General features: G+C 38.6%; 22 protein-coding genes and 1 pseudogene. All 23 read right to left on the reverse strand.

Features of this window, described 5'->3' with window-relative positions:
• Positions 1–12: 12 nt before the first annotated feature.
• The 23 genes and pseudogenes from Q5W13_RS11040 to Q5W13_RS11150 all read right to left on the reverse strand — a co-directional run bounded on the left by Q5W13_RS11040 (position 13) and on the right by Q5W13_RS11150 (position 25,013).
• Positions 13–1,638: an FG-GAP repeat domain-containing protein gene (locus Q5W13_RS11040; RefSeq protein ID WP_304446337.1), complete on the reverse strand. Its 1,626-nt coding sequence runs from the start codon at positions 1,636–1,638 to the stop codon at positions 13–15.
• Positions 1,639–1,663: 25 nt separating this feature from the next.
• Positions 1,664–3,190, reverse strand: a complete 1,527-nt coding sequence (locus Q5W13_RS11045) for a sulfatase family protein (RefSeq protein ID WP_304446338.1) — start codon at positions 3,188–3,190, stop codon at positions 1,664–1,666.
• Positions 3,191–3,348: 158 nt separating this feature from the next.
• On the reverse strand, positions 3,349–4,014 hold the full coding sequence (locus tag Q5W13_RS11050; protein ID WP_304446339.1) for a RagB/SusD family nutrient uptake outer membrane protein: 666 nt from the start codon (positions 4,012–4,014) through the stop codon (positions 3,349–3,351).
• Positions 4,008–4,886 carry a RagB/SusD family nutrient uptake outer membrane protein gene (locus Q5W13_RS11055; protein WP_304446340.1) on the reverse strand — a complete coding sequence of 293 codons (879 nt, stop codon included), beginning with the start codon at positions 4,884–4,886 and terminating at the stop codon, positions 4,008–4,010. Before Q5W13_RS11055 ends, Q5W13_RS11050 begins: the two co-directional genes overlap by 7 nt.
• Before the next feature lie 22 nt (positions 4,887–4,908).
• Positions 4,909–5,325: a hypothetical protein gene (locus Q5W13_RS11060; protein ID WP_304446341.1), complete on the reverse strand. Its 417-nt coding sequence runs from the start codon at positions 5,323–5,325 to the stop codon at positions 4,909–4,911.
• Between the two features lie 264 nt (positions 5,326–5,589).
• A complete protein-coding gene (locus Q5W13_RS11065) occupies positions 5,590–6,792 on the reverse strand; it encodes a SusC/RagA family TonB-linked outer membrane protein (protein ID WP_304446342.1) in 1,203 nt (400 codons plus the stop codon).
• On the reverse strand, positions 6,728–7,153 hold the full coding sequence (locus Q5W13_RS11070) for a hypothetical protein (protein ID WP_304446343.1): 426 nt from the start codon (positions 7,151–7,153) through the stop codon (positions 6,728–6,730). The genes Q5W13_RS11065 and Q5W13_RS11070 overlap by 65 nt, the downstream gene beginning before the upstream one ends.
• Positions 7,150–7,932, reverse strand: coding sequence for a TonB-dependent receptor plug domain-containing protein (locus tag Q5W13_RS11075; protein ID WP_304446344.1), 783 nt, complete (start codon positions 7,930–7,932; stop codon positions 7,150–7,152). Before Q5W13_RS11075 ends, Q5W13_RS11070 begins: the two co-directional genes overlap by 4 nt.
• Before the next feature lie 413 nt (positions 7,933–8,345).
• Positions 8,346–9,266 (reverse strand): hydroxypyruvate isomerase family protein, encoded by a 921-nt coding sequence (locus tag Q5W13_RS11080; RefSeq protein WP_304446345.1) that lies wholly within the window; start codon positions 9,264–9,266, stop codon positions 8,346–8,348.
• 49 nt (positions 9,267–9,315) lie between these two features.
• The gene (locus Q5W13_RS11085) at positions 9,316–9,879 is read right to left on the reverse strand and encodes a gluconate 2-dehydrogenase subunit 3 family protein (protein WP_304446346.1); all 564 of its coding nucleotides are present in this window, start codon (positions 9,877–9,879) and stop codon (positions 9,316–9,318) included.
• A 2-nt stretch (positions 9,880–9,881) separates the two neighbouring features.
• A pseudogene (locus tag Q5W13_RS11090) lies at positions 9,882–11,599 on the reverse strand (GMC oxidoreductase).
• A gap of 39 nt (positions 11,600–11,638) precedes the next feature.
• Positions 11,639–13,141: an alpha-L-fucosidase gene (locus tag Q5W13_RS11095; protein WP_304446347.1), complete on the reverse strand. Its 1,503-nt coding sequence runs from the start codon at positions 13,139–13,141 to the stop codon at positions 11,639–11,641.
• 14 nt (positions 13,142–13,155) lie between these two features.
• Positions 13,156–14,733: a sulfatase family protein gene (locus Q5W13_RS11100; protein WP_304446348.1), complete on the reverse strand. Its 1,578-nt coding sequence runs from the start codon at positions 14,731–14,733 to the stop codon at positions 13,156–13,158.
• Positions 14,734–14,842: 109 nt separating this feature from the next.
• Positions 14,843–15,415 carry a sulfatase-like hydrolase/transferase gene (locus tag Q5W13_RS11105; protein ID WP_304446349.1) on the reverse strand — a complete coding sequence of 191 codons (573 nt, stop codon included), beginning with the start codon at positions 15,413–15,415 and terminating at the stop codon, positions 14,843–14,845.
• Between the two features lie 28 nt (positions 15,416–15,443).
• Positions 15,444–16,961, reverse strand: coding sequence for a sulfatase (locus Q5W13_RS11110; protein ID WP_304446350.1), 1,518 nt, complete (start codon positions 16,959–16,961; stop codon positions 15,444–15,446).
• 104 nt (positions 16,962–17,065) lie between these two features.
• Entirely contained in the window at positions 17,066–18,517 is a 1,452-nt protein-coding gene (locus Q5W13_RS11115; RefSeq protein WP_304446351.1) for a sulfatase family protein, read from the reverse strand.
• 203 nt (positions 18,518–18,720) lie between these two features.
• Positions 18,721–19,386, reverse strand: coding sequence for a response regulator transcription factor (locus Q5W13_RS11120; protein ID WP_304446352.1), 666 nt, complete (start codon positions 19,384–19,386; stop codon positions 18,721–18,723).
• On the reverse strand, positions 19,347–19,613 hold the full coding sequence (locus Q5W13_RS11125) for a hypothetical protein (protein WP_304446353.1): 267 nt from the start codon (positions 19,611–19,613) through the stop codon (positions 19,347–19,349). Before Q5W13_RS11125 ends, Q5W13_RS11120 begins: the two co-directional genes overlap by 40 nt.
• Positions 19,573–20,553, reverse strand: a complete 981-nt coding sequence (locus Q5W13_RS11130) for a sensor histidine kinase (protein WP_304446354.1) — start codon at positions 20,551–20,553, stop codon at positions 19,573–19,575. Before Q5W13_RS11130 ends, Q5W13_RS11125 begins: the two co-directional genes overlap by 41 nt.
• A complete protein-coding gene (locus tag Q5W13_RS11135) occupies positions 20,540–22,855 on the reverse strand; it encodes a ligand-binding sensor domain-containing protein (protein ID WP_304446355.1) in 2,316 nt (771 codons plus the stop codon). Before Q5W13_RS11135 ends, Q5W13_RS11130 begins: the two co-directional genes overlap by 14 nt.
• A gap of 202 nt (positions 22,856–23,057) precedes the next feature.
• Complete coding sequence (locus Q5W13_RS11140) at positions 23,058–24,122, reverse strand: phosphotransferase enzyme family protein (protein ID WP_304446356.1); 1,065 nt, start codon at positions 24,120–24,122, stop codon at positions 23,058–23,060.
• A 4-nt stretch (positions 24,123–24,126) separates the two neighbouring features.
• Complete coding sequence (locus Q5W13_RS11145) at positions 24,127–24,522, reverse strand: hypothetical protein (protein WP_304446357.1); 396 nt, start codon at positions 24,520–24,522, stop codon at positions 24,127–24,129.
• The gene (locus Q5W13_RS11150) at positions 24,510–25,013 is read right to left on the reverse strand and encodes a sugar phosphate nucleotidyltransferase (RefSeq protein ID WP_304446358.1); all 504 of its coding nucleotides are present in this window, start codon (positions 25,011–25,013) and stop codon (positions 24,510–24,512) included. Before Q5W13_RS11150 ends, Q5W13_RS11145 begins: the two co-directional genes overlap by 13 nt.
• Positions 25,014–25,020: the final 7 nt, after the last annotated feature.

Genomic DNA, 25,020 nt, shown 5'->3' on the forward strand with positions numbered 1-25,020 from the left:
ACCGAAGGCATTCTAAGGCTTAACGCTTAGTTTTATTCTCAAGTAGTCTTTGTTTAGACTATCATTTTCAAGCGTATTGTTTTTTAAGATAGATGCTTTTTCATTTAAATTGCTGATTACCAAATCTAAATCGCCATCATTATCTAGGTCGGTATACGTAGCACCGTTTGAGAAGCCTTTTTTGCTCCCACCCCATTCCGTAGATTTATTGGAAAAAGTGAGGTTACTGTTATTTTTGAAGAAGAAATTCTGCAAAGGATAGCTTGGCATTTTATCCGTTAGGGCTTCGCTATAATCGTAATTTCCAGATCGTAATTGGTTTTGAACTTCGTCTCCAGAAAGGAACTGCATATAGTCCATATCATTACTTCTTCGGAAAATACCGTTGGTAATGAACAAATCTTTTTGACCATCCAGATCAAAGTCATTAGCTAAAACAGACCAGCTCCAATCTGTGGCCTCAATGCCCGATAGTCTTGCTATTTCGCTAAAGTGCTCTCCATCTCTATTCAGTTGAAAAGTGTTGTGTGCATATTGATGCTGGTACCCAAAAGACAGTTTGTAATTGAAAATGGCGTATGAATCTTCGCCATGCGATGCTTTTAGAATTTCTGGCTCATAAGCTTGCATGTCCAAAGACAAAATATCCGGTAGGCCATCATTGTTCAAATCGGCAATATCATTACCCATAGAAAACCGACTGGTGTGTTTTATATGAGATTCTAAATCTTCTGTAAACGTACCATCCCCGTTATTAATGTAGAGGTAATCGTCCTCATAAAAGTCATTACCAATGTAAATGTCAGGATAACCATCTTTGTTGATATCGGCCGTGCTAATACCCAATCCAAACCCTAAAGGGCTACTGTAAATGCCCGATTCTTTGGTGACATCAGTAAATTTATCGCCGTCATTTCTGAATAATTTATCGCCATAGGGACTAGAAATCAAACGCTTTTCAGCACGAGGAAGAACACCGTCGTTAAAATTGGAATGCGTCATAATGTACGCATCAAGGTCGCCATCTAAGTCATAATCAAAAAATGCAGTTTGCGTAGTGGCACCTTTTACGGTTAGACCCAGCTCATTAGCACTTTCCTTAAATTTAGGAGAGCCATTCTCATCATTTCCTAAATTGATGAAAAGAAGGTTGTGTCCGTTGTTACCTAAAATCTCTCCAATCTGACTTACATAGATATCCAATTTCCCATCTCCGTTGACGTCCGCAATACTTGCCCCCGTATACCAAGCGTTTGCATCGCCACTGGTACCGCTATTTTCAGTAATGTCAGTAAACTCAAAATTTCCTTTGTTGAGGTATAGTTTGTTTTCGACCTGATTACCTGTAAAATAAATATCGTCATGACCATCACCGTTTAAATCACCTGCGGCAACCCCCGCTCCATTGTAGAAATACATGTAGGAGAATAGATTCAATTTTTTGGAGGCTTCTACAGAATTATTGAAATTTATGCCGGTAGTTTCACTAGAAACTTCTTGGAAAAGCGTGTTTTCAACAAATGGAGCTTCTGGTTCAATATTTTCTTTACAGGAAACCAAAAAGACCATCACCAAAGCTAATAGCAGTGGCTTTATTGATAAAAAAGAAAAATGACGTCCAATAAAAAGTAGGGGCATGTGTTTGATTTACAGTAGGTACATATTATCGTTTTACGGAATACCCTTGTTTGCGATAAGCCTCTAAAATAGTACTCATTTCTTGTATTACATCAGGATGCGCCTCAAAAATATTATTTCTTTGTTCGGCATCCTTGTTCATATCAAAAAGTAGAGCAGGCGTATTGAAATCTTTATATCCCCTTAATTTCTTAAAAGAATCTGGCATTTTTGAGTGTTCACCAGAAGGCTTGTTAATATAAAGCCACTTTCCTTTTCGTAGACCCCAAATACCATCGTAAGTATTATGGACCGTAGCTTCACGGAGAGGGTTTTTATATTTTTTTCCGTTTATGAGGGGTAACAGGTTATAGCTGTCTGGTGCTGCATTTGCTGGAATTGATGTCTTTGTGATTTCAGCTAAAGTAGCCATAATGTCTACTTGGGAAATAACTTCTTCGGAAATAGTATTAGCCTTTATATGGTCAGGCCATTTAATAATGAAAGGAACGTGGTGACCACCTTCCCAAACATCTCGCTTTAGGCCTCTGAAATTTCCCATACTAAAATGTTCGTATTTTTCCGCACGTTCAAAAGCATATTTTTCTGGGCCGTTATCCGCAGTGAAAATTACGATAGTGTTTTTGTCTAGCCCTTTTTCTTTTAAAGCTTTCATAACTTGACCCGCAACCCAATCAGTTTGGAACATATAATCGCCATATGGGCCTGCTTCAGATTTGCCAATAAATTCTTTGTTAGGAATTATTGGTGCGTGGGGGGAGGGTAGCGCCATGTAAAGGAAGAACGGTTTATCTGCTTCTTGTTGGTTGATGTAGGCTACTGTTTTTTTGGTAAGGGTAGGAAGTACCTCATAAGGGTTCCAACCCTCAACTTTTGGGCCGGGTCTAAACTCCCACTCCCCTTCATTAACATTAAAACCTACATTATGAACGTCCATAACTGCTTTTGGAAGTTCAATAAACTGGTCGTTTTCAATCCATGCATATGGAGGAAAGTTAATGGTTCCATCACCAAAATAATAGTCAAAACCTTGATCTAATGGTCCGCCTGTAAGGGGGCCACTCCAATCAATATCTTCTGGCTTGTAGAACTTACGTTTTTTGTTCCACTGAAAAACCTCGCCAGAAGGTTCATTCTTGAATTTCCAGTTCCAACCTAAATGCCATTTTCCGATAGCTGCAGTTTTGTAGCCATTGGTCTTCAGGAGTTCAGGAAGCGTAACATCCGATTCATTAAAGAAAGGAGGCCCAAAAGAATTTACAATATCGTGTTGTCTTCTCCAGTGATATGTTCCGGTGAGCAGTGCATATCTACTTGGTGAGCAAATACCCGAAGAACTATGGGCGTCTGTAAAGCGCATGCCCTCTGAGGCTAATTTGTTAAGGTAAGGTGTGGGTATTTTTGAATCTTCGTTTTGGCACTGTAGATCGCCATAACCCATATCATCTGCATAAATTATTACGATGTTGGGTTTTTGGGAGTAGGTTTGGGTTATTGCCACTAAAGTAAGAAACGTGGTGAGTAAAACGATTCTTCTCTTGTAAATTTTCATATTCGGACTGTCAAATGGAGGTTGAAAATACTATTAATTTTTGGTAAAGACTTAAGAAAAAAGCCAGTAGACTATAAGGTCGACTGGCTTTTAAGAAAAACTAACTCAACATTTTTAACAAAAACAGATATGTTAATGTTCTCATGTTTTTAATACGATTAGTAATCTGGATTTTGCTCAAGTGCGTTATTCTTATCAATTGCACTTTGTGGCAATGGCCATTTGTAATGTTTTGGTAGGAATACCCTGTTGGCATCTACGTGAGAATCGTAAAAACCATTTAAAACTTCTTCAGCAATACCCCAACGTTTTAGATCAAAATAACGAAGGCCTTCAAAACCGAATTCGTATCTACGTTCATTACGAACAGCCTCGCGAAGCTCGCCTACGTCTGTAGTAGTTATTGCTGGATATGAACCTGTATCGCCAACTGCAACACCATAAGCTCTTGCTCTTACTTCATTGATGGCATCTAATACTGAAGTATCAACACTACCAGATTCTATTTTCCCTTCGGCATACATTAAAAGAACATCTGCATAACGAATGTGAATGTAATCCGTTCCCTCTGTGAAATTCTGAACTAATGAAGATCTTGTCTGTGGAGAAGTCCATTTTAATAATCCAAAACCAGATAATGTTTTTTGCTCAATTTCTGGATTCCATTCGCCCACTTGTACTATTTTACTCAATCTTGGGTCACGGTTTTCCAAAGGATTGGCTTCGTCATAAAGAGGAGATTCATCTATTGGTAATCCATCAGTAGCTTCAAAAGCGTCTACGAAATCTTCGGTTGGTTTTAGGGTTCCCCAAAAACCTAACATGATTTCACTACCTCTATCCTGGAATTCACCAGGGCACTTGAGTATTTGGTAGAGAAAATTATTTCAGGGTTGTCTATTTGTCCGCCATCAATGAAAAGGTCTTCGTAATTGGTTGATAGCATAAAGCTGCCACCATCCATTACAGCTTTTGCCGCTACAGCTGCTTCGGCATATTTTCCTTGGTAAAGGTATGTTCTTGCCAATAAAGCATTGGCAGAGCCTTTAACGACGTAACCATCACTGTAAGAAGCTTCAGGTAGATTTGCAACTGCAAACTCAAGGTCTTTTTCAATCTGAGCAAACACTTCAGACTCAGGAGCTTTTGGTAAATCCTGATTTTCTAAAGTTGTTGGTTCTATTCTTAGAGGTACATCTCCATAAGTAGTAACCAGATTGTAGTAGAAAAAAGCACGTAAGGTACTTACTTGGGCTTTCCAGTTGTTTAGTTTATCAGCTTCAATATTCTCAACCTGATCTATGTTAGCTAAAAAGAAATTACAAGTTTGGATTCCTTTGTAACATACACTATAAAGTTGAGCAATTGCACCATTAGTTCCACCAGAAGTAGGTGTAGCGGTACCATCGATTATTTCTCTAAACCCGTAGTTAAACGTTTGATAACAATCGTCTGTAAGAGCATCCCAGTTTGGCTTAATGGTTGGAGGCCAGCCGCCATCGGCTCTAATAGCCAGCATATTCTGCTGAAGATTACTATAAACACCTGTTAAGGCCAATTCTGCATCCTGCTCAGTCTGCCAAAAAGATTCGGAAGATAATTGAGAAGAAGGCTGTTTGTCTAAAAAGTCGGAATCGCACGAACTTATCGTAATCCCCAAAAAGGATAGTGCGATTAATATGGTTGTCTTTTTCATTTCTATATTATTTTATGATTGACTAAAATGTCATGTTTACACCTAAGGTTAACGTTTTTCTAAAAGGGTAGGCATCTACACCATTAGCCTCTGGATCTACATCAATAGGATAGTCTTTTTGAAAAGTCAGGTAGTTTTCAGCTGCGAAATAAAATCTTAGCTTGTTGAACGGTGTTTTGTCCAATACATCTGCAGGTAGTGAATACCCCATTGTAACGTTCCTTAATCTCAAATAAGAAGTATCCCATAACCAGAATGAGTTGTTATATACTGTAGACCTGCGCGTTTCGGCAGTTTCATAATATACAGCTGGCAATCTAGAGTTTCTGTTGTCAGGAGTCCATGCTTCAGTCAACCAAGCTTTATCTGTACCACCATCTTGTCTAAAAGGATCACGAGCAATATAGTTTTTGGTTCCTTCTACACCTTCCCAGAACATTCTAAAATCAAGACTCTTGTAGTTTACAGAAAGGTTAAGTCCGTATACAAAAGCAGGATATCTGCCATCTATGTGAATACGGTCATCACCATCAATAACATTATCGCCATTCTGATCTTTAAGTTTAATGAATCCTACTTTACTCAGGTTGTGGCTGTACGGCAGAATTAGCTATTTCAGCTTCATCTTGGAAATATCCATCTGCTTCCCACATATACCAATCCTCAAAAGCATAACCTTCTTGGTTAATGTTTCTGTCCTCAATTATGGTTCACCAAAAGTTTTTAAACGGTTTTTAAACCAAGATACATTTCCGTTAATACTGTAACGTAAGTCATCGTTAATGCTATTATTGTGACCAATTACAATGTCCCAACCTTTATTGGTCATGGCACCTTGGTTAACTACAGGAGGGTTTAATCCACTACTTTCATCAACTTGTAATTGTCTTAAAATATCTACCGTTTCTTTCACGTAATAGTCAACAGAACCATATAGTTTTCTGTTGAATAGGCTGAAATCTACCCCAAAGTCAGTTACTGTTGTAGTTTCCCAAGTAATATCAGAATCAACTAAACTTCTTAGACCAACACCTGCAAGAACGCTGCTTCCAAAAGGATACCCGAATTGATCAAAAGATAAAGTAGATTGGTAAGGGTATATACCAGAATTTAACTCGTCATCCTGTACATCTATACCAATGTTTTGGTTACCTAATTGACCCCATGAACCTCTAAGCTTTAATTCACTTACAGCTTCAATATCTTGAAATAAATCTTCTTTGTCCAATCTCCAACCAGCAGAAACTGATGGGAAAATACCCAGTCTATTACCTTTAGCAAAACGAGAGCTAATATCTCCCCTTAAGTTAGCTTCAATAAGATACTTTTCTTTGTAGTTGTAGTTGGCTCTACCAAAGAAACTCTGAATAGCCCAGCTTTCAGAAAAACCTGTAGTAAACTGGTTTTCAGAATTCACACCTTCTAAATCCGTAATGTTACGGTTTGGAATACCGGTTCTTTGTGATCTTGTAAAATTACGGTCAAACCCTTCTTGGCTATACCCTCCTAAAACCTTAAAGTCATGGTCACCTATTAATTTGGAATAGGTAAGTGTAGAGAATAATGTGGTTTGCTTGCTCCAAACATTGTCAACTGTTAGTTGAGAAGGATCACGAGTTGTTCTTAAGTATTCACCTGTTCTATAGTTATACTCGTCGTATTGTATACGTTGGTTTTTGTAGTAGTCATAATCAAACTTATATGCTCCTTTTGTACTCCAAACCAAATCGTCTGAAAGCTTAACATCAAAAAAGAGGTTACCATTAAAGTTATATTGATTTAAAACTTCACCATCCTGCACTTCAAGTTCTGCAATAGGGTTGTTTCTTGTAAATCCTTCATCAAAACCATGGGAACTCTGTGTCCGTACCGGAGAAGGCTTTACCGGAATAATGTCCTGTGCCATCTAAAGTATAAACACCCCAAGTTGGTCTCACTCTAAATAAATTAAATAAGCCAGATTCTGTACCGGCTTGTTGAGGGCCACTTGTTTTAGAGGCTACGCCAGATACGGTACCACCTACGGTAAGCTTTTCTCCTATATCTGATTTAACACTGATAAAGAAGTTGTTCTTTTTAAATCCTGAAGAACGAATGATACCAGGCTGATCCCAATTACCAACTGAAATGTTATAGCTTGTGCCATCAACAGCACCACTTGCCGTTACTACATGACGTTGTACAATAGGTGTTCTAGAAGCCTCATCAAACCAGTTTGTATTAGGGAAAGCCGGGTTGCCTTGGTTATTTCTATAGGCATCAATCACGTTTTGAGGATATGGATTTGCAGATGCGCCATAGGTGTATTTATTAACGCTTGGTTCATCAACGTCATATAATCTGCAGAATTTGATATCATTTGAGGAACCTTAGTAAAGGTTTCTGTTGATACACTTCCGTTATATTCAATTTTAAAGGTGTTGTTGCCGCCAGTTTTAGTGGTAACCAATATAACACCATTTGCTGCTCTGGAACCATAAATGGCAGCGGAGGAAGCATCTTTTAATACGGATATAGAACCGATTACCGATGGGTCTAAATCTTGTAGATTACCTTCTACTCCATCAATCAATACTAAAGGCGAGTTGCTACTGCCAAAAGAGTTAAGGCCACGAATCTTAATATTTAGTCCTTCATTACCTGGAGCACCACTGTTTTGTGAAATCTGTAGACCTGCTGCTTGTCCCTGAAGTGCTTGAAACGCGTTTTGAACGTTTCTGTCTTCCAGAGCCTCTTCATCTACGGCGGTTACTGAGCCGGTTAAGTTCACTCTTTTTTGTTGGCCGTAACCTACTACAACCACTTCTTCTAGTTTACTTGCGTCTTCGGCAAGGGAAACTGAAATTGTAGATTGTCCGTTTACAGGAACTTCTTGAGTAGAAAAACCAATATAGCTGAACACCAAAGTGGCATCGCCAGTAGCGGAAATAGAATAGTTTCCATCAAAATCGGTTTGAGTTCCGGTTGTTGTTCCTTTGACGAGAACATTTGCGCCTTGGTAAGGGCATTCCTGCGTCATCTGATACGGTACCGTTAATTGTACCATCTTGAGCGTGTAATTGAACTGTAGCTAGTAGAAGTCCTAAAAAGGATAGTCCCAGCCGCAGCAAAAAAGGTTTTTTGGTGGATTGTTTTTTGTGTTTCATAAGGTCATTTGAGAGTTTTAAGTTAAGAATAGCTAATGTAGTTTTAGAGTTGGTATTGATGTATAACAAATGGTTTGAATAAGGCGACAAATGATCCAATACAAATAGATGTTAGCTCTGTGTTTTATTAGGTGTAACCCATTATTCAGCATATTCGAATAACTGGGCTGTTCAAAAATGAGCTATGATTCTAGCTATGATGTCTCTCTCTGTAAATTGAATGTATTTCTCCGTCCGGCAACACAATTATGTGTATTCCGGATATATAATTAGATTAGTTCTAAAGCTATTTTATCGCTAGGGATTATAAAGTTTAAAGAGAAAAACTATCTATATTTTTATAAGCTTTTATGACTGCTTGCTCCCCTTCTTTGTCAGGCCTTGAGTTACCGTGCTCCATTCCCAAAATACCATTGTAATCTTTTTCCTTTATGAATTTTAGTACATTCCAATAATTGATTTCTCCTGTAGTGGGTTCGTTTCTGCCGGGATTATCACCAATTTGTATATAAGCGATTTCATCCCAACAGGCTTCCATGTTCGGTATGAGATTACCTTCTTGGATTTGTTGATGATATATATCGAAAAGGATTTTACAAGAAGGGGAGTCTACGGCTTTACAGATTTCATAGGCTTGTGGCGAGTCTGTTAAGAATGCTCCTGGATGATTGAAAAAGTTTAAGGGCTCAAGCACCATTGTTAGGTTGTGAGGTTCAAAAATAGCCGAAGCCTGTTTAAGCGTTTCAATAACATTCGCTCGTTGGTAGCCTTCTTTTATTTTCGGGGCTACATTACCGGGTACACCGGTCATCCATTTTGCGTTTACCCGTTTTGCTACTTCAACCGATTCTTTGCAATGCGCTAGAAAGGCTTTTCTGTTTTCTGGATCTCCTGAAGCTACATGACCTTCTTTTAAGAATACGGCAACGAATACACCCATTTCAATGCCCCTTTTTTCCATGGTTTGGGCCATTTTTTCCTGTACAGCTACATCTCGGGTACGCATTTTATTATCCTCAAAAGCAGTGAAACCTTGGTCTGCCATAAAATTCAATTGGTCAATAGGGTCTTTGCCCGCATGGTTTTCGAACATGCCCAAATGTGGAGCATATTTTAAGTTGAATTTATAAGGGGTTTTTAACGGAGTGAGGGACGAGGCATATGTTAGCCCCGAACCCATTGAAATTGCTCCTGTAGATAATGCTGTTTTTTGGATAAAATTGCGTCTCTTCATTGCACATACTTTGTGTTAGGTAAAATGGTTTTGTTGGTTGGATTCCTATTTAGATGGACCAAGCTTTTCCTCCTGTTAATTCGTCTAAGTCACCACAGGCAATCCATTGTCCAGGAATAGAATCATAAGCCAGTACTTGCTCGCCAACATATTCTGTGCATTTATAGCCCCAAATGGTCAGGTCGCGAAGTTTTTTAGCAAAAGGAACTCCTTTTGCCTTTTTATGGATTAAGGCCTTCAGCATTTCAGGAGCAATGTCTTTTGCAGTCAGGTCGCTTATGTTTTCTTTTTTTGAACTTTCTAGTGCGTTTACGGCCAACTGGTCAAGCGTAGCTTTGAACTGATCTTGCTGATTGGGAGGCATCACCTCGTTTGCAAAACTGTCCAGAAAAACGTGAACATTTACTTCCGATGCTGATAACGTGTCGGTTTTAGGGAGTATACTATCTATTACGCCAATGAGAACTGTACCTTGATCTTGATCAAGAAATTGTGGTGCCCAAGCAGCAGCTTTAGTGTCGGTACAACTTTGTAAAACGCTCATGAATGTCGGTGCGGCTACTACGTAACCCATTGACATTCCTATTTGCATCAATGCTTTTCTTCTATCCATGATTATATATTTCCTTTTTTAAGTTCTTCTACTGCGTGATTGGCGGCTCTTGCCGAGAATGCCATATAAGTCAATGATGGATTTACACAACTTGATGAAGCCATAAAGGCACCATCGGTTACATAAACATTAGGTACTTCATGTACTTGATTATGACCGTTCAGAACCGAAGTTTTTGGGTCTCTTCCCATACGGGCAGTTCCCATTTCATGAATTCCATGACCAATATTGTAAGAACTGTTATGGGTATTGATATCTCTCGCTCCTGCTTTTTTTAGCATTTCTGCTGCTTGCACTACGATGTCTTCACGCATTTTAAACTCATTGTCACGTATTTCGGCATCAAAAGTTACGGTTGGTAATCCCCAGCCATCTAAATTATCATAGTCTAGCGTCATACGATTGTCTTGGTACGGTAGGATTTCACCAAAACCACCTACGCCCATAGTCCAGCCGCCAGGTTTTAGAATAGCCTCTTTAAGCTCAGCTCCCATGGCAAGTTCTGCAACAGAATCTTTCCAATTTTTACGGCTTGCACCTCCTGGTATCCAAATCCTCGTAAATAGTCTTTACTTTTTGATTTGATGTCGATGTTCTTAAAACGTGGAATATACACACCACCTTATGGTCTTCGACCTTTATAATACTTGTCATCAAAACCATCAAACTTACCGTTGGCTCCTGCGCCTAAATGGTGGTCCATGATGTTTCTCCCCAGTTGGTCAGAATCATTACCCATTCCGTTAGGAAAACGTTCCGATTTTGATTGCATAAGAATGGAAGCCGATGCAATGGCAGATGCACATAAGAAGATAACCTTCGCTTTGAATACGAGCTCTTCTTTGGTCAAGCGGTCAATGACTTTAACTCCAGTTGCCTTTTTTGTGTCAGGGTCATAAATAACCTCGGTTACAATAGAATCTGGTCTAAGGGTGAGATTTCCTGTGCGTTCCGCAGCCGGTAATGTAGATGAATTACTGCTGAAGTATCCTCCAAATGGGCATCCTCTTGAACAGCGATTTCTAAACTGACATTTGGTACGTCCTTCAAACTCTTTGTCACCTGTTATGTGAGCAATTCGGCCTGAAGTAACCACTCTGCCATCTAAATTTTCGTAAACCTTATGGTCTCTAAAATGTTGTTCTACACAGTTCAAATCCATCATGGGTAAAAATTGTCCATCTGGTAATTGGCTCAGTCCCATTTTTTCACCTGAAACCCCAATGTAGGTTTCCACCTTATCGTACCACGGAGCAATGTCTTTGTAGCGAACGGGCCAGTCAACACCGTGACCATCAATTTTATTGGCTTCAAAATCAATTTCACTCCAACGGTAACTATGTCGCCCCCATGTTATTGAACGGCCGCCAACATGGTAACCCCTCATCCAGTTAAAGGGCTTGGTTTCGTTATAGGGGTGTTCTAGGTCGTTCACGAACCACTTATAGGAATCCGCGCTTTTCCCTTTATTCGTTCTACTTTGTTTGGGTCGTTTAGCTTTCTCTTCAATAGAAAGTTCAAGGCCATGCTTAAAGTCCCAATCGTCCATATGGGCTGTAGTGTAGTCTTTAATATGCTCCACCATTCTGCCACGTTCTAGCATCAAGGTTTTTAAACCGTTTTCGCATAGTTCTTTGGCAGCCCAGCCTCCGCTGATACCGGTACCTACCACAATGGCATCATAGGAACTTTGTTCTTCGTTAAAATAAAATTTGCTCATTTTTTATATTTTGAAAATAGGTTTGGATTGTTTTCTTTTTTATTTGAATTTAATTCGAAAGACATAAGCGGCCTCGCACGGCTTTGTACCCTCAACGGTGATGGTAAGTCCTTTGCCAGTTTGTTTCCACTTCATACTGTTTTTACCGCTTATGAATTCTACAGATGCTATTTTTTTTGATATATTGGGATTGTTTTTTGCTAGGGATTTTATAGTGAATTCCCCGTCTTTTGGCCAACCTAATGAGATGGCATAAAGAGTTTCTCCTTTGGTAGTAAACCGAAAGTCTTCCGGACCGGATTCTTTATTTTTCTTTTCGGAATGATGACCCGTTTCTACTTTTGTAGGTCCTTCTCCAAAGATGGTCCATGGTCTAGTGTCGTAAATTGCTTCGCCGTTAAGACTTAGCCAAGCACCCATTTCATTTAATATCTTTTTTGCTTCATTGGAAATGGTACCATCTGCTTTAGGACCTATATTCAATAATAAACATCCGTTCTTGCTTACAATGTCTATCAATTCATCAAGCAGGTAATTTGAGGTTTTATACTCTTCATTGGTTACATAGCCCCAAGAAATTTTCCCTATTGAGGTATCTGTTTGCCAAGGGTATTTGTAGATGCCATCCATACGGCCGCGTTCAATATCTAGAACAATGAGGTCTTCAGGAAAGGATTTGTTTCTCATGTTTTTGTCCTGAAAAACAACACCTTTATTCCATTCTTCGCCTTTATTATAGTAATAGGCGAGTATTTTTTTATGCAAGACTTCAAAACCAGGTTTGTCCAATCCAAAATCAAACCACAGCAAATCAGGTTCATAATTATCAATAATATCTGTAGTGCGGTTCCACCACTGGTTCAGGAATTTTATAGTCGGTAAGGTGTCGTTACCTACCGGTTCGCCATACAGGTCATAAAACTCAGGATTGTTGGTGTCCCAAGTTGGGTCGTCTTTTCTATAATAAATTCTGTGCAGCGCAAAATGTGATGATGCGCCAAACTTCATTCCGTTGGCTTTGACCGCATCAGCAAGCAAGCGCATAACATCTTTTTTTGGTCCGGTGTCCTTCACGTTCCATCGGGTGTGCTTAGAAGCGTACATAGCGTAACCGTCATGATGTTCTGCAACAGGCACTACATAACGAGCTCCTGCATTTTTGAATAATGTTGCCCATTGGTTGGCATCAAACTTTTCAGCTTTAAAATCAGGTATAAAATCTTTGTAACCGAATTTTGAAGGGTCACCATAATGTTCACGGTGATAGGTATAGGGCTTTGTTCCGCCTTTGGACCATTTGGAATTATATATGCCTTTTGGATATTTTTCACTACTGTAAGCGGGTACGGCATAAGGTCCCCAATGCAAGAAAATACCAAATTTAGCATCGCGGAACCATTCGGGAATTTCATACCCGGCTCTAATGGATTCCCATTCTGGTTGAAATTTCTCAGGTTTAAGTTGTGCCTGCAAAGCGGTTATCTCCATGAAAAGTAAAAGGGTAGTCGCGACTTTTTGTACAAGCTTGATTTTTGTTGTCATTCTGAATTTTGGCTTTAATTCTTTTTCTTCTTTTTGATAATGCCAATTTCAGGACGAGGTATATCTTCTGAAGCCCCTCTCATAACATAAGGTTCCCATTTTTTTCGGGCCTTTTGCCATTCTTGAAGTGTTTTTGTAGGATACCATGAAGGCCAGCCTATACGGTTAAAATCGTAATTTTTTTGGTTTTTGGCTACCCATTCATCCACCGTTGAAAAAGGGTTTTTATCAGGAAAAACGCCAAGGGCTCTAAACTCTTCACTTACACCTTGGTCTTTGATGACATTGGTGCGCCAGTTTTGAAGTTCGGCCAGTAGCTCTTTTTTCATAGAGCTATATTCGGGGTTATTGGCTACATTGTCTACCTCAAATGTGTCTTTTTGTAGGTCATATAGCTCAATTTTGGGTTTTACTGGGGCAAAGAAGGCAGCTTGCTCAGGAGTAAGTTCTCCTTTGAGGTACATGATACTCATTTCGGCTAGTACGGGATAGGCGTTTTCCTTGTATTGGTTGTATTGCAAATACGGCCTTTCGGGCATTAAGTTTAGAATGAGTTTGTAATCTTTTGACCGTATGGAACGCATAGCATCATGGGTTTCGTCCATCTTATCACGGGCGGCAAAAGTGTATTTCCTATTTTTTATCTCATTACCTAAAAGGTTTTTTCCATGTAAAGGTACTGGAGGGATGATGTTGGCTGCGGAAAGTATAGTGGCATCAATATCCAAAGACATAACTAAATCTTCATTTACTTGACCGGGTTTCACTTTTCCAGGCCACCGCAAAATCATGGGTATTCTGGTGCCACCGTCATATAGGAATTGTTTACCTCTAATATGGCAACGGCCATGGTCGCCAATAAAAAAGACAATAGTATTATCGGCAAGACCTTCATCTTTAAGTCGTTTTAACAAAGCACCTACTTCTCGGTCCACCAATTGCATTTGTTCAAGGCCATTGGCCCAATCACGGCGAATAAAAGGAGTGTCGGCATAGTAGGGTGGAAGTTCAACATCCTTTATATCAATAGGCCTTTCTGGGTCACGGTTCCACGACCTATGAGTGCCTCCAAAAGTAATTCTGGCAAAGAAAGGTTGGCCGGGTTCGCGGTCTGCCCAGTCATTGGTGTTCATGAAAAGTTCTTCTTTGGTGTCGGGAAGAAAATTCATATCGGTCTTCCAGCTCATTAAAGTGGTAAAATACCCAGCTTCTTCAAATAATTCTGGAATGGGTTTTATGCCATAGGGTAATGCCTGTTTGTTGTGCTCACGATGCTGGTTTGCTCCAATATAGTTTTGATGGAAACCTGTCATCATTGCAGAACGAGAGGTTGAGCAAACGGGTGACGTTGTAAAAGCTTTGTTATAACGAATACCCTCAGAAGCCAATTGGTCTACATGTGGGGTGGAGATACCTTTTGTGCCATAGCAGGATAAATCTGGACTCCAATCTTCAATGGTAATCCATAGGATATTTGGACGATTATCTACTGTTTCCCCTTTCTCTTTTTTAGAGCTATCTCCACAGGAGGAGAGTATAAGAGAGCAAATACATAATAACGGGAGACCAAACTTTTTAACCGACAGAATCATAAAGGTTGTGAATTATATCTGATATCAAATAAAACCTAAATGCAGTAAAGCTGTGTATGTGTCTGTTTATGTGTTGTCTCTCTCTGTAAATTGGGAACCTGCTTTAGAATTACTCATTATAAAAGTCTGAAATAATATTTCTAGCCCCTTTTTGATAATCCCATAGATAATCACCGGTTACGTCAACACATTTTTGACTAATATGATCCGGAAGCACGGAAACTAGAGGGTAGCCTATTTTGGATTTGAACATTTCTAAATGCTGTAGGTATTTTTCTTCTGTGATATCTTTTTCGGCGGGAAGTGCCACCTCGTGTATTTTAGACTTGATTTCGTCTAGAGTAAGTCCGTTATCCAATTCCTTATAAATACCAGCTTTTACAATGGTCATGGCATCGCCTCCATGGCAGTCGTGCATTCCGGTAATAAGGCTGGCTCTTGCCGGAGCACAATACATAGCGCCATAAGCTCTTTCAAATTGCATACCTTCTGAAGCTAGCTTGTCAATATTAGGAGTAGTCAACATTTTCTGACCGTAAGCACCTAGCATTCCACGGCCTAGATCATCCGCATAAATAAGAACAACGTTTGGCTTTTGGACCTCTTTTTTCTGTGCCCAAGAATTAGGCAGGGTTAAGAGAATTAGAATGACATTAACCAATATTTTTTTAATGAAGCACATTGTATATTGCTGATTGATTGGTTTTAGTCTATTTTGAGAGCATGGAATTTGGAGGTAGAGGTACTTCATTCATTGTTCGCCAAGTTACTAGTTCATCAAGTAGGTTTTGAGCTAGTTTTGAATCCTCTTGGGCCAAGTTTTTAGTTTCCTTTGGGTCGCTCTTTAAGTTGTAAAGTTCCAGTTTTCCATCAGCTAAAAATTGAATTAGTTTATAATCTCCTTTTCTGATTACGGAACAAGTGCCGTTTTTGTATTGGCTTGCCAAATGCCAGAATAAGGGGCGTTCTTTAAAACTGTTTTTGTCTTTTTGAAATAGGGGAGTAAGTGATTTGCCATCAAGTTGCCCTTTGTAATCAATGTTGGCTGCATCCATTAATGTTGGAAAATAATCGGTAACGGAAATTGGAATCTTCGTTCTTCTGGCTTTAACCTTGCCGGGCCAATGGATTAAAGCAGGAACTTTTATTCCGCCTTCATAAATTTCGCCCTTGGAACCTCTTAAATTTAAATTCTCAGAAGCAATACCATGATACCCATTATCCGAAGTAATGATAATCAATGTGTTTTCTTCTAAGTTGTTCTTTTTGAGGTATGTTATGATTCTACCAATATTCTCGTCCATAGACTGTACCATGGTAGCGTAACTGGCCATGCGTTCTTTGTTTTTGCCTATGCCTTGACCCGTAATGGGGTCATATGGTTTTTTCATGTATTTATCAAAGAGTTCGTCGTTTCTGTTTTTTATAGGTCGATGTACCGCATAGAAATGAAGGTTGACCAAAAACGGGGCATTTTTATGGTTGTCCATAAATTCAATGGCATCGCTGGCAAGTCGGTCCGTAAGCCATTCGTCATCAGGTTTAGGTGAAATGAATGGATTGCTAAACGGTGCGCGATATCCTCCACGTTCGCTTTTGTAACCGCCCTCTTCTAAAGCGGGGTCTCCGCGAAAAGTTCCGCCAACATTTTTAATAAAGCCCCTCCCTTCCGGGTAATACTGTTTTACGGCTGGTGTCTTATGATTTTCCACCCAAGTGAAATCTCCATATTGAGGTTGATTCAATTTTTGTTGGATGGGCCAGTCCATTGCCAGTTCTTTTTCTGGATAGGGTCCCACAATATGCCATTTGCCTAAATGAATAGATTTATAACCGGCAGTTGCCAAAGGTTCGGCATAAATAGGATGTTCTTTACCAACCGTCCACCTAGAGAATATGTTCTCTTGATCATCACCTCTCTCTAGTACGGGAACAGTGTAAACACCAGTTCGGAAAGATTGTTTTCCAGTAAAAAGAGCAGCTCTTGAAGGTGAGCATGTGGGATACATGTAGGCATTGTTAAATACCAAGCTTTCTTTGGCCAAAGCATCTAATGCCGGTGTCTCAAAATAGGTTGAACCGTTAAAACCAACATCGGCATAGCCGAGGTCGTCCACAAGAACAAAAATGATATTGGGCTGCTTTTCTTGTGCCCAGTTGAATAAGGGACACATCAAAAGAACAAAGAGTTGAAAAGGATGTTTTTTTAGAAATACAGTACTTAGCATTTATTCTGTTTTTTTAGTGTACTCAAGAGGCGCTATACGTTTGCCTGTTTTGTAATCTAGTCGTTTTCCATAATAGATGTAGTTATCAAAAACCTCTCCTTTGCCTAATGTTCTAGGGTCGCCTGGGCAATGAGTTCCGTTTCCATTTGAGTACGAAGCTTTTTAATAATCGTTCCATTTTCCGGTTTATTGGTAAGGTTATGTATGCAGTTTGGGTCTTTTTGAATGTTGTAAAGTTCGTGTTCCGGTTTCTTATCAAAATTCATCTCAAAGAAATGGTATTCTTCATCATCTGGTTTTATGGAGGTGATGTAACTTTTTGTAGGAGAACCATCCGTATTCATAAAGCCATATTCCGGATTGCCAACAGGCCATCTTTCAGGTTGTATATTATGAACATATAAGAGGGAATCATTTCTAATGGCCCTAACGGGATAAGCAAGGTCAATTCCATCTTCGTTAGATCTGCCAACATCGTGACGTTCCTTACCCAAAAGGACATGGTCTCGGGCCGCATCAATCCTACCTGATTCTGCAGTAAAAAGTTGCTTTGTGATACTGCTTCCCGTCATTTGTTGATGAGGCGTTTCTCCGGCTACTTCCATAAACGTGGGGGCAAAATCAGAGAAGCTAACGAAATCGCTCACGGTTCGCCCAGAAATAATCTTTCCTTTCCAATACGCAATAAGGGGTATATGAAAACCTTCTTCATAAATCTGACCTTTTACCCTTGGGAAAGGCATACCATGATCGGAAGTTATAATTACCATGGTGTTTTTTAATAATCCTTTTTTCTCAAGAGCTTTAATTGCTTTGCCCACATGGGTATCGAACCATTCCACTTCATTGGCATAATCCAATAAGTCACCACGAACAACTTCATTATCTGGATAAAATGCAGGAACATTAGCTTCTTCTAGCCTTCGTCCTGCTTTTTTCCATGAATCTAACTCATAAAATCGATGCGGTTCTTTTGCTCCCAGCCAAAAACAAAACGGAGTGTCTTTAGGATTATCGTTCAGAAAAACCTCAAAATTTGCAGCATAATCAATATCGGAAATGCCTTTGTATGGTGGTTTAACCTTAATGGCATTGTGCTCTGGGCCTGCAGGATTGTCTTTGGTGTCATAAACCCCGGGTCCCCAGCCTTTTCCGGTATACCCTACGCGATAGCCCTTTTGAGCTAATAGCTGAGGATAGGTTTTGAATTCTAGCGGAAAGCGACCGTTATGGTCCGCAGCTTCCTTAAGTTGCCAACTATACTTGCCCGTTAAAATACAGGCACGTGCTGGAGAGCATTTGGGGTTCCCGTTGTAAGCATTTTGAAACACGACACCTTCTTTGGCCAAATTGTCTATTGCCGGTGTATTGATAAATGTATCGCCATAGGCGCCAAAACTTTTCATAGAGGCATCATCTGCAATACAGAAAAGAATGTTTGGACGCTCTGCTTTTGCAATAGGCTTTTGGTCCGCTGGGTTTGTTGTTAGAGCAAGTACTCCGGCAAGACTAAATTTGAGAATAAAGCCTAACATTTGGATGGTATATGTTATCATAATCCTGATTTTTTGATACTACTGACCTGATTTTTTTAGTTATAACTTTTGGTGAAAATTAAGTTATGCCTTTTGTCACTAAGTTCAAAGGTATTTTTCAGGACGAGAATGATGTATCTATGCGTACAAAATATGTATTCTTCAATTCGCAAGTGAGCACAAATGCATATTACCGAATATGGTAAGAGCTAATAAGAAGTTCCCTATGAAATATTACTGTCCTTACTCTTAGCTGAATATTTTCCAGGTGTAGTATGGTACATTTCTTTAAAGAGTTTGCTGAAATGCGTTCGGCTTTTAAAACCGGTCATAGTATACACTTCATTGACGGATAATTCCGGTTGTTCTACCAGAAGTTCTGCCGCCTTTTTTAAACGGTACATTTTAAGCATCTCAAACGGAGTTTTATCCGTTAATGCCTTTACTTTTTGGTAGAAATGAGTGCGGTTAAGGTAAAGTTGACGTGCAAATTGGTCCATATCTAGATTTTGATTATCTAAATTTTGAGCCATAAGGTGATAAAGCTTTTCAAGAAATGCATTATCATTTCTAATATTAAGGTTGTTATCCTTTGTAAGTGGAATACCAATCTTAAAACGCTCCCGCAGTCGCTTTTTGTTCTCCAACAATGCTTCGGTACGTGCAACCAATTGGCGTGCGTCAAATGGTTTTTTGATGTATGCATCAGCTCCATCTTTAATTCCCTGAATCTGATTTTCTATATCGTTCAGTGCGGTAAGTAGAATTACTGGAATATGGCTGGTTTTTATATCGGCCTTAATACGCTTACAAAGTTCAAGACCGTTCATTATCGGCATTTGAATATCGCTTATGACCAAATCTGGCCATTGGTCTTCCATGGCATCCATAAGCATTCCCTACCATTTGTAAAGGTTTTAACTTTAAAAAATTTAGATAATACTTTTGATACGTAAAGGCGCATATCCAGTACATCTTCTACATAAAAAATCAATTTATCGGAGTAGTCTCCGCTTGTCTTTATTTTAGAGACTTCGGTTTTTGCTATTGTGGTTTCAGCATCAGAAACTTCAATTTCAGCAGTTATTAAGGCTTTTTCCTTTGTTGCTTTGGTCATCAATAGATTCTTTTTTAACTACAGGAAGACGAACACTAATAGTGGTGCCCACGCCTATTTCGCTAAAGGCTTCTAAATAACCGTAATGCATTTCTACCAGTTTTTTAGAAAAAGCAAGACCTATACCCGAGCCCGTAGAATGTACACTTTCCCTTTTTCGGGACTGGTAGAACCTTTCAAAAATATGCGGTAGGTCATCATCATCAATTCCTCTTCCGGTATCGGTAACGGATACAAGAAGGTCTTTATCTTCACTAATGAACTTAATAGTAATAACATCATTGGCGCCCGTATATTTAAACGCATTACTTAATAAGTTGTTGAATATTTTTTCCAGCTTATCGCGATCTGCAGATACAACAATGTTGGTGTCGTCAGAAATGACTTGTAATCTCTTATGACTATTATAGGCCAAGTAATGAAAATCAGGTACAATAGTTTCTATAAATTCATTAAAATAGAATCTGGAATAATCCATTTCCATTAAATTGGCATCCACACGCTCAAAATCATGAATCTGGTCTATAAGGCGGCCTATTTTTTTAGACTGTCTAGCAACAATATTCAGTTTTTCTTGAGAATCAATATTATCCTTGTAGCGTTCGGATAAAAGCTTCACCGGACTGGATATAAGGCTTAGCGGTGTTTTTAGCTCATGAGATATATTGGCAAAAAAGCGAAGTTTAGCTGCATTCACTTCTTTAACTTTATCTTTTTCTATTTGCTCTAATTGAATATTGTAGCGTAAAGACTGGTTCTTTATGATATAGAATAGAACCGTACCTAGTACCAAAATCATAAGTAGGGCATAGATAACATATGCCAAAGGGGTTTTCCAAAATGGAGGTGAAATAATAATATCCAAGGTTTTTGTTGCAGTCCATTCACCAATGGAATTTGATGCGGCCACTTCAAGCGAATATTTTTTATTGCAGGCCATTATAGTTTATCATTCGTTGGTCAGACGTAGTCTGCAACCAATCGTGGTCTATAGGTAACAACCTGTATTTTAAAAAATGGTTTTCAGGTGATGCAAAGTGAAGGGATGTAGCCTCTACTGTAAAAACGTTCTCATTGTATTTTAGATTTAAAGTCTGACCACTGTGAAGCCGTTCAGAAAGTAAAACTCTTTTGTTTAAAGTGTCTTGTGGAAGTACGGTATTGTTAAAAATCTTAAAGTCGCCAAAATGTAAGCGAGGTAAGGTTTCCGTATCCTTAATGGTGTGGGGCATAAAATAGGAGAAGCCTTCAAGTCCTGCCAATACTAAAGTGCCATTGTTTAAATAGGCCGATGCATACCAGAAATCTTCAAATGGCAGACCGTCTTCTTTTCCGAACTTTCGAAACTTTTTTTCTTTAGGATAGAATTTGTTTAAATCAACATTGGTAGCAATCCATAGGTTGCCGGCGTTGTCTACATTTATACTTTTTACTACGTTATTGGATAATCCGTCTTTTTCGGTAAATGGAATGAATACGGGTTCTTTTTCACTATTTTCTACCTTACAGATTCCGGCACCTTCTGTACCTATCCATAGATTGCCGTTTGGTGTTCTTGTTATGGCGGAAACGAAGTTATTGGGTAGACCACCTTCTTTCTTATCTCTCCTAAGATGCTTGATTTTTGCATTTTTTAATAAAGGATCATCTTTAATAGTTACCCTAAAAAGACCATCTTCTGCTGTGCCCACCCATACAAAATCTTGCTCCGGGTCTACATATACAAAACGAGCGAGGGTCATTTTGAAATTTTCAAAATACGGATTATCGTTTAGTGCCTCTATTCTAGTAACATCACCTTTTTCATCTACAGATAATTTGTAAACACCCACTCTTGTGCCCAGCCAAATGTTGCCCTTTTTGTCTTCTGTAATCTTATAAGATTCTACTTGCGAAAATTCGGGTAAGGAACTTGTATCAATCAGCTGAGGTTTATCTTCATTAGGATTTAATCTAAAATAACCCACTTTGGCCACTTTCATCCATGTTCTCTTATGAGAGTCTACATAAACTGAAGAAATTCTAGCCTTATAGTTTTCATCAAATGTAAAAGGTAGAGGTTCAAACCTACCTTCGTTTGTATTAAAAAGTGCAAGACCTCCTTGATTTTTTGTTAAGTATACGTTCTCGTCATCTAAAGGCGAAATTTGAATTAAATGCCTATCGCTTACGCCAAATTCAAAAGGACTTTCACCTTTAAATTCTTTAAATGGATTTTTTTTGAGGTCAAATCTAAATAGACCTTTATCATACGAACCAACCCAAAATCTATTATTGGATGTTCTTTGAAAATAGCTAATGCGCAGTTGTTTGTTCTGAAATTTAAATATTGAATAATCTATGTCTGAACCTTCAGTAAGGCTTTTAATATCATTAATGCGAATTGCACCCTTATTCAATGTTCCCAGCCAAAGATTATTATGGTGGTCAAAGCCAGAACTATTGAAATTTTGTGAGGGTAGAAGGTCGGTTTTTACTATTTGGTAATTGTAGCCGTCACCCAATTTAGAGTAAGATAGAATGGCAGCCCCTTTTTTTAATGTAACCAAAAATGTAGTTTCATCAATACGCATAACAGACTGGCAGTTACTTATGTCATTAGAAACTATTTTAGTGAATTGGTGGTTTTTTAGATTGAAAGAAAGCAGACCTACAGACGTAGCATAAAGATAAGTGCTGTTGTCTATGGTCATTGATTTATAAAATTCAACGGCACCGTTACTATAAAAGGCAGTGGGTGAATATTCTTCCTGCAAAGTATAGTCATCGTTAAAAACTAAAATCCCATACTTTTCTGTAGCGCAGAGAATAATTCCTTCTTTTTCATTGATGATTATATCTCTAACCACAGGCCCTTTAACCCCTTTTTTGGCAAGTTGATTAGAGTAGATGTTAATAAATTTCTCTAAGTTGTAGTCGTATAGAGATATGCCTTCATCAGTACCGATCCAAATGTTTCCTTTGGAATCTTCTTTAAGCGATCTAATACGATTACTTACAAAAACAGCATCGCTCAGGGTGTTTTTAATGGTTTTAAATTCATATCCATCGTAACGATTTAGACCTTCAAAAGTACCTACCCAAATGTAGCCTCTTGAATCTTCAAGAATGGCAGTGACCCCATTGTGTGCCAAACCATTAGAAATCGTATAGTTTTGAGAAAACTCAAGGTCGCTTTCTTGTGCAAAAGTGCAGAGAAAGAAGAAGATACATGAAATTGTTGTGTAAACTTTTTTGGACATGAAATCAGAAACGGATTTAGTACCTATGGATATATTTGAAATAGATTTTCAAGGTAGTAAAAAAACTATAGTTGATGTTTGACCCGCTCTTTATTCTAGGTTAGTTTTAGCTAAAATTAGAAGTATTGCTGTGTTTTTGTTTTATTGAAAATCAGCTTTAAGTTTGATTTCCATGGTGTTAAGTTGATTAAAGTAAAAAAAATTAGGACAATTTTTCTTTTAGCACATTTTCCATATAATCCATATGGTTTAATGCTTTTTGAGTAAAATTATAAAGACTGAGGCTACGATCTAAATTTTGGTTTTCGTAGGCAACTTTATAATAGACATTGTTGTTTAGGTAATCCGTTAAAGCACGTATGCCATGTAGAAAAGGCATAAGAACGGCACCCCAAGGCAAGGTTTCAATTTCAGCCTTGGTCAAGAAAGAGCTGTTAATTGCCAAACCATCTATAAAACCTTCAAACAAATCTTTATCAAAAATAATTTTACTGTGGTCTTGTTCGTCTTCGGCAGCAGTGTTGGCTATCGTACGTACGGCATCACCAAAATCATAAAGAAAATAGCCTTTCATGAGCGTGTCCAAATCAATTAGGCAAAGTGCCTTATTGGTCTCTTTTGAGAAGAGAATATTATTCAATTTGGTGTCGTTATGACAAACTCTAACAGGTAATTCTTTGAAATTTAGAGCAGTAAGCTTTTCTAAAACCTCATTGGTAAAAACAATCGCTTTCTCTGCAATTTCTAATTTCTCCGGAGCCGCAGTTTTAAGGGCAGAATTAAATTGGTCTTGGCGTAGCGTTATATCATGAAAACGAGGAATAGTATCCACGTAATCATCTAGGTCAGCTTGTTGTAAAAGCGAATTGAATTTTGCAATAATTCTACCTGCTTCAAAAGCAATACTGGTGTCCTCAGTGGTATTGTATGCCGTGCTCCCATCAATAAAAGTCATAAGACGCCAATGGTTTCCGGTAGGGGAAATGTAATGGCTGTCTCCGCTTTTAGGAGATACTAGGGTTATTTTACTATAATCGGTGTCCTCTAAATATTTGAAAGCTTGTTGTATGTTGTTCATCAACCCTTTTACATCTGTAAAAACAAGGTGATTTACACGCTGCAATATATATAGTGGAGTAGAACCATCGTATATCAAAAAAGTATCATTGATCAAACCGTCTGTTAACGGTTTGATCAAGTACTTTATTTGGGGCACAGAAAAATGCCCTAATAGTTCATTAAGTTGTTCGTTTGAATAACTACTCATTATTTTATGGCCAAAGAGGAGAAGGGTATTTACCTGCATCGGTTTTTCCTTGCAAGTCAGCTACGGCTTTTTCTCTATCGCTGGCGTAAGTTACTCCAAACCAATCGCCACCTGATGGTACAACTTTTACTTTTATTTCTTTGGCCTGTAACATTTCTTGAACCATTTTTGGAATGTAAAGTTCACTTGTTACGGCTAAGTTATCGTCAGCTAGAAATTTTCTAAACTCACTTTCAATTTTATCAAAAATAGAAGGTTGGCATACCCAGAAGTTCATGCTTACCTGCTCTTCACCTGTATATTCGTTACCAGAATCAAGGTCTAATACTTTACCGTCTTTTGGTTCAAGTTTTAGGCGCTCATCAACAGAAACTAAATCGTCTCCGTCTACCTTAAGCAAACCCCTCTTGACACAGAACCATGTTCTGACAGGGTGTTTTTTAAAGTATACCCAACAAGGGCAAAAGTATCATCGTTATTATGCTCACGTGCAAAATCAGCAGCATTTGCATATGCGGATTGTCCGTAGAAATCATCAGCATTCAATACAGCAAAAGGACCGTTAATTACGTTTCTAGCTGTCCAAACTGCATGTGCTGTACCCCAAGGTTTTTTACGTTCACCTGAAAAAGAACATCCTTCTGGTAAATCTGTAATTTCTTGTGCCAAAACATCTAGCTTGATGTTCGCAGGTATTCTTGGTCTCAAATGGTTTTCTGCCAAAGAAACATTTTCCTTTTTAGTAATAAGAACGATATGGTCAAAACCATTTTTCAGTGCATCGTAAATACCGAACTCCATTAAGAATTCGCCTTTAGGGCCTAAATCGTCAAATTGTTTCAGTTTTCCGTATCGGCTACCGCTACCAGCGGCCATTAATAATAAGGTCATGTCTTTA

This window comes from Zobellia laminariae (assembly GCF_030553095.1).
Lineage (GTDB): Bacteria > Bacteroidota > Bacteroidia > Flavobacteriales > Flavobacteriaceae > Zobellia > Zobellia laminariae.

Excerpts from the sequence above, each read along its gene's own strand:
- Q5W13_RS11045 (WP_304446338.1), bottom strand. The coding sequence starts at position 3,190 with ATGAAAATTTACAAGAGAAGAATCGTTTTACTCACCACGTTTCTTACT.
- Q5W13_RS11065 (WP_304446342.1), bottom strand. The coding sequence starts at position 6,792 with ATGGCACAGGACATTATTCCGGTAAAGCCTTCTCCGGTACGGACACAG.
- Q5W13_RS11080 (WP_304446345.1), bottom strand. The coding sequence starts at position 9,266 with ATGAAGAGACGCAATTTTATCCAAAAAACAGCATTATCTACAGGAGCA.
- Q5W13_RS11075 (WP_304446344.1), bottom strand. The coding sequence starts at position 7,932 with ATGGTACAATTAACGGTACCGTATCAGATGACGCAGGAATGCCCTTAC.
- Q5W13_RS11060 (WP_304446341.1), bottom strand. The coding sequence starts at position 5,325 with ATGTTCTGGGAAGGTGTAGAAGGAACCAAAAACTATATTGCTCGTGAT.
- Q5W13_RS11040 (WP_304446337.1), bottom strand. The coding sequence starts at position 1,638 with ATGCCCCTACTTTTTATTGGACGTCATTTTTCTTTTTTATCAATAAAG.
- Q5W13_RS11130 (WP_304446354.1), bottom strand. The coding sequence starts at position 20,553 with ATGGCCTGCAATAAAAAATATTCGCTTGAAGTGGCCGCATCAAATTCC.
- Q5W13_RS11135 (WP_304446355.1), bottom strand. The coding sequence starts at position 22,855 with ATGTCCAAAAAAGTTTACACAACAATTTCATGTATCTTCTTCTTTCTC.
- Q5W13_RS11120 (WP_304446352.1), bottom strand. The coding sequence starts at position 19,386 with ATGGATGCCATGGAAGACCAATGGCCAGATTTGGTCATAAGCGATATT.
- Q5W13_RS11100 (WP_304446348.1), bottom strand. The coding sequence starts at position 14,733 with ATGATTCTGTCGGTTAAAAAGTTTGGTCTCCCGTTATTATGTATTTGC.
- Q5W13_RS11125 (WP_304446353.1), bottom strand. The coding sequence starts at position 19,613 with ATGACCAAAGCAACAAAGGAAAAAGCCTTAATAACTGCTGAAATTGAA.
- Q5W13_RS11140 (WP_304446356.1), bottom strand. The coding sequence starts at position 24,122 with ATGAGTAGTTATTCAAACGAACAACTTAATGAACTATTAGGGCATTTT.
- Q5W13_RS11095 (WP_304446347.1), bottom strand. The coding sequence starts at position 13,141 with ATGACAACAAAAATCAAGCTTGTACAAAAAGTCGCGACTACCCTTTTA.
- Q5W13_RS11050 (WP_304446339.1), bottom strand. The coding sequence starts at position 4,014 with ATGTTAGGTTTTTGGGGAACCCTAAAACCAACCGAAGATTTCGTAGAC.
- Q5W13_RS11105 (WP_304446349.1), bottom strand. The coding sequence starts at position 15,415 with ATGTGCTTCATTAAAAAAATATTGGTTAATGTCATTCTAATTCTCTTA.
- Q5W13_RS11115 (WP_304446351.1), bottom strand. The coding sequence starts at position 18,517 with ATGATAACATATACCATCCAAATGTTAGGCTTTATTCTCAAATTTAGT.
- Q5W13_RS11110 (WP_304446350.1), bottom strand. The coding sequence starts at position 16,961 with ATGCTAAGTACTGTATTTCTAAAAAAACATCCTTTTCAACTCTTTGTT.
- Q5W13_RS11055 (WP_304446340.1), bottom strand. The coding sequence starts at position 4,886 with ATGAAAAAGACAACCATATTAATCGCACTATCCTTTTTGGGGATTACG.
- Q5W13_RS11085 (WP_304446346.1), bottom strand. The coding sequence starts at position 9,879 with ATGGATAGAAGAAAAGCATTGATGCAAATAGGAATGTCAATGGGTTAC.
- Q5W13_RS11150 (WP_304446358.1), bottom strand. The coding sequence starts at position 25,013 with ATGACCTTATTATTAATGGCCGCTGGTAGCGGTAGCCGATACGGAAAA.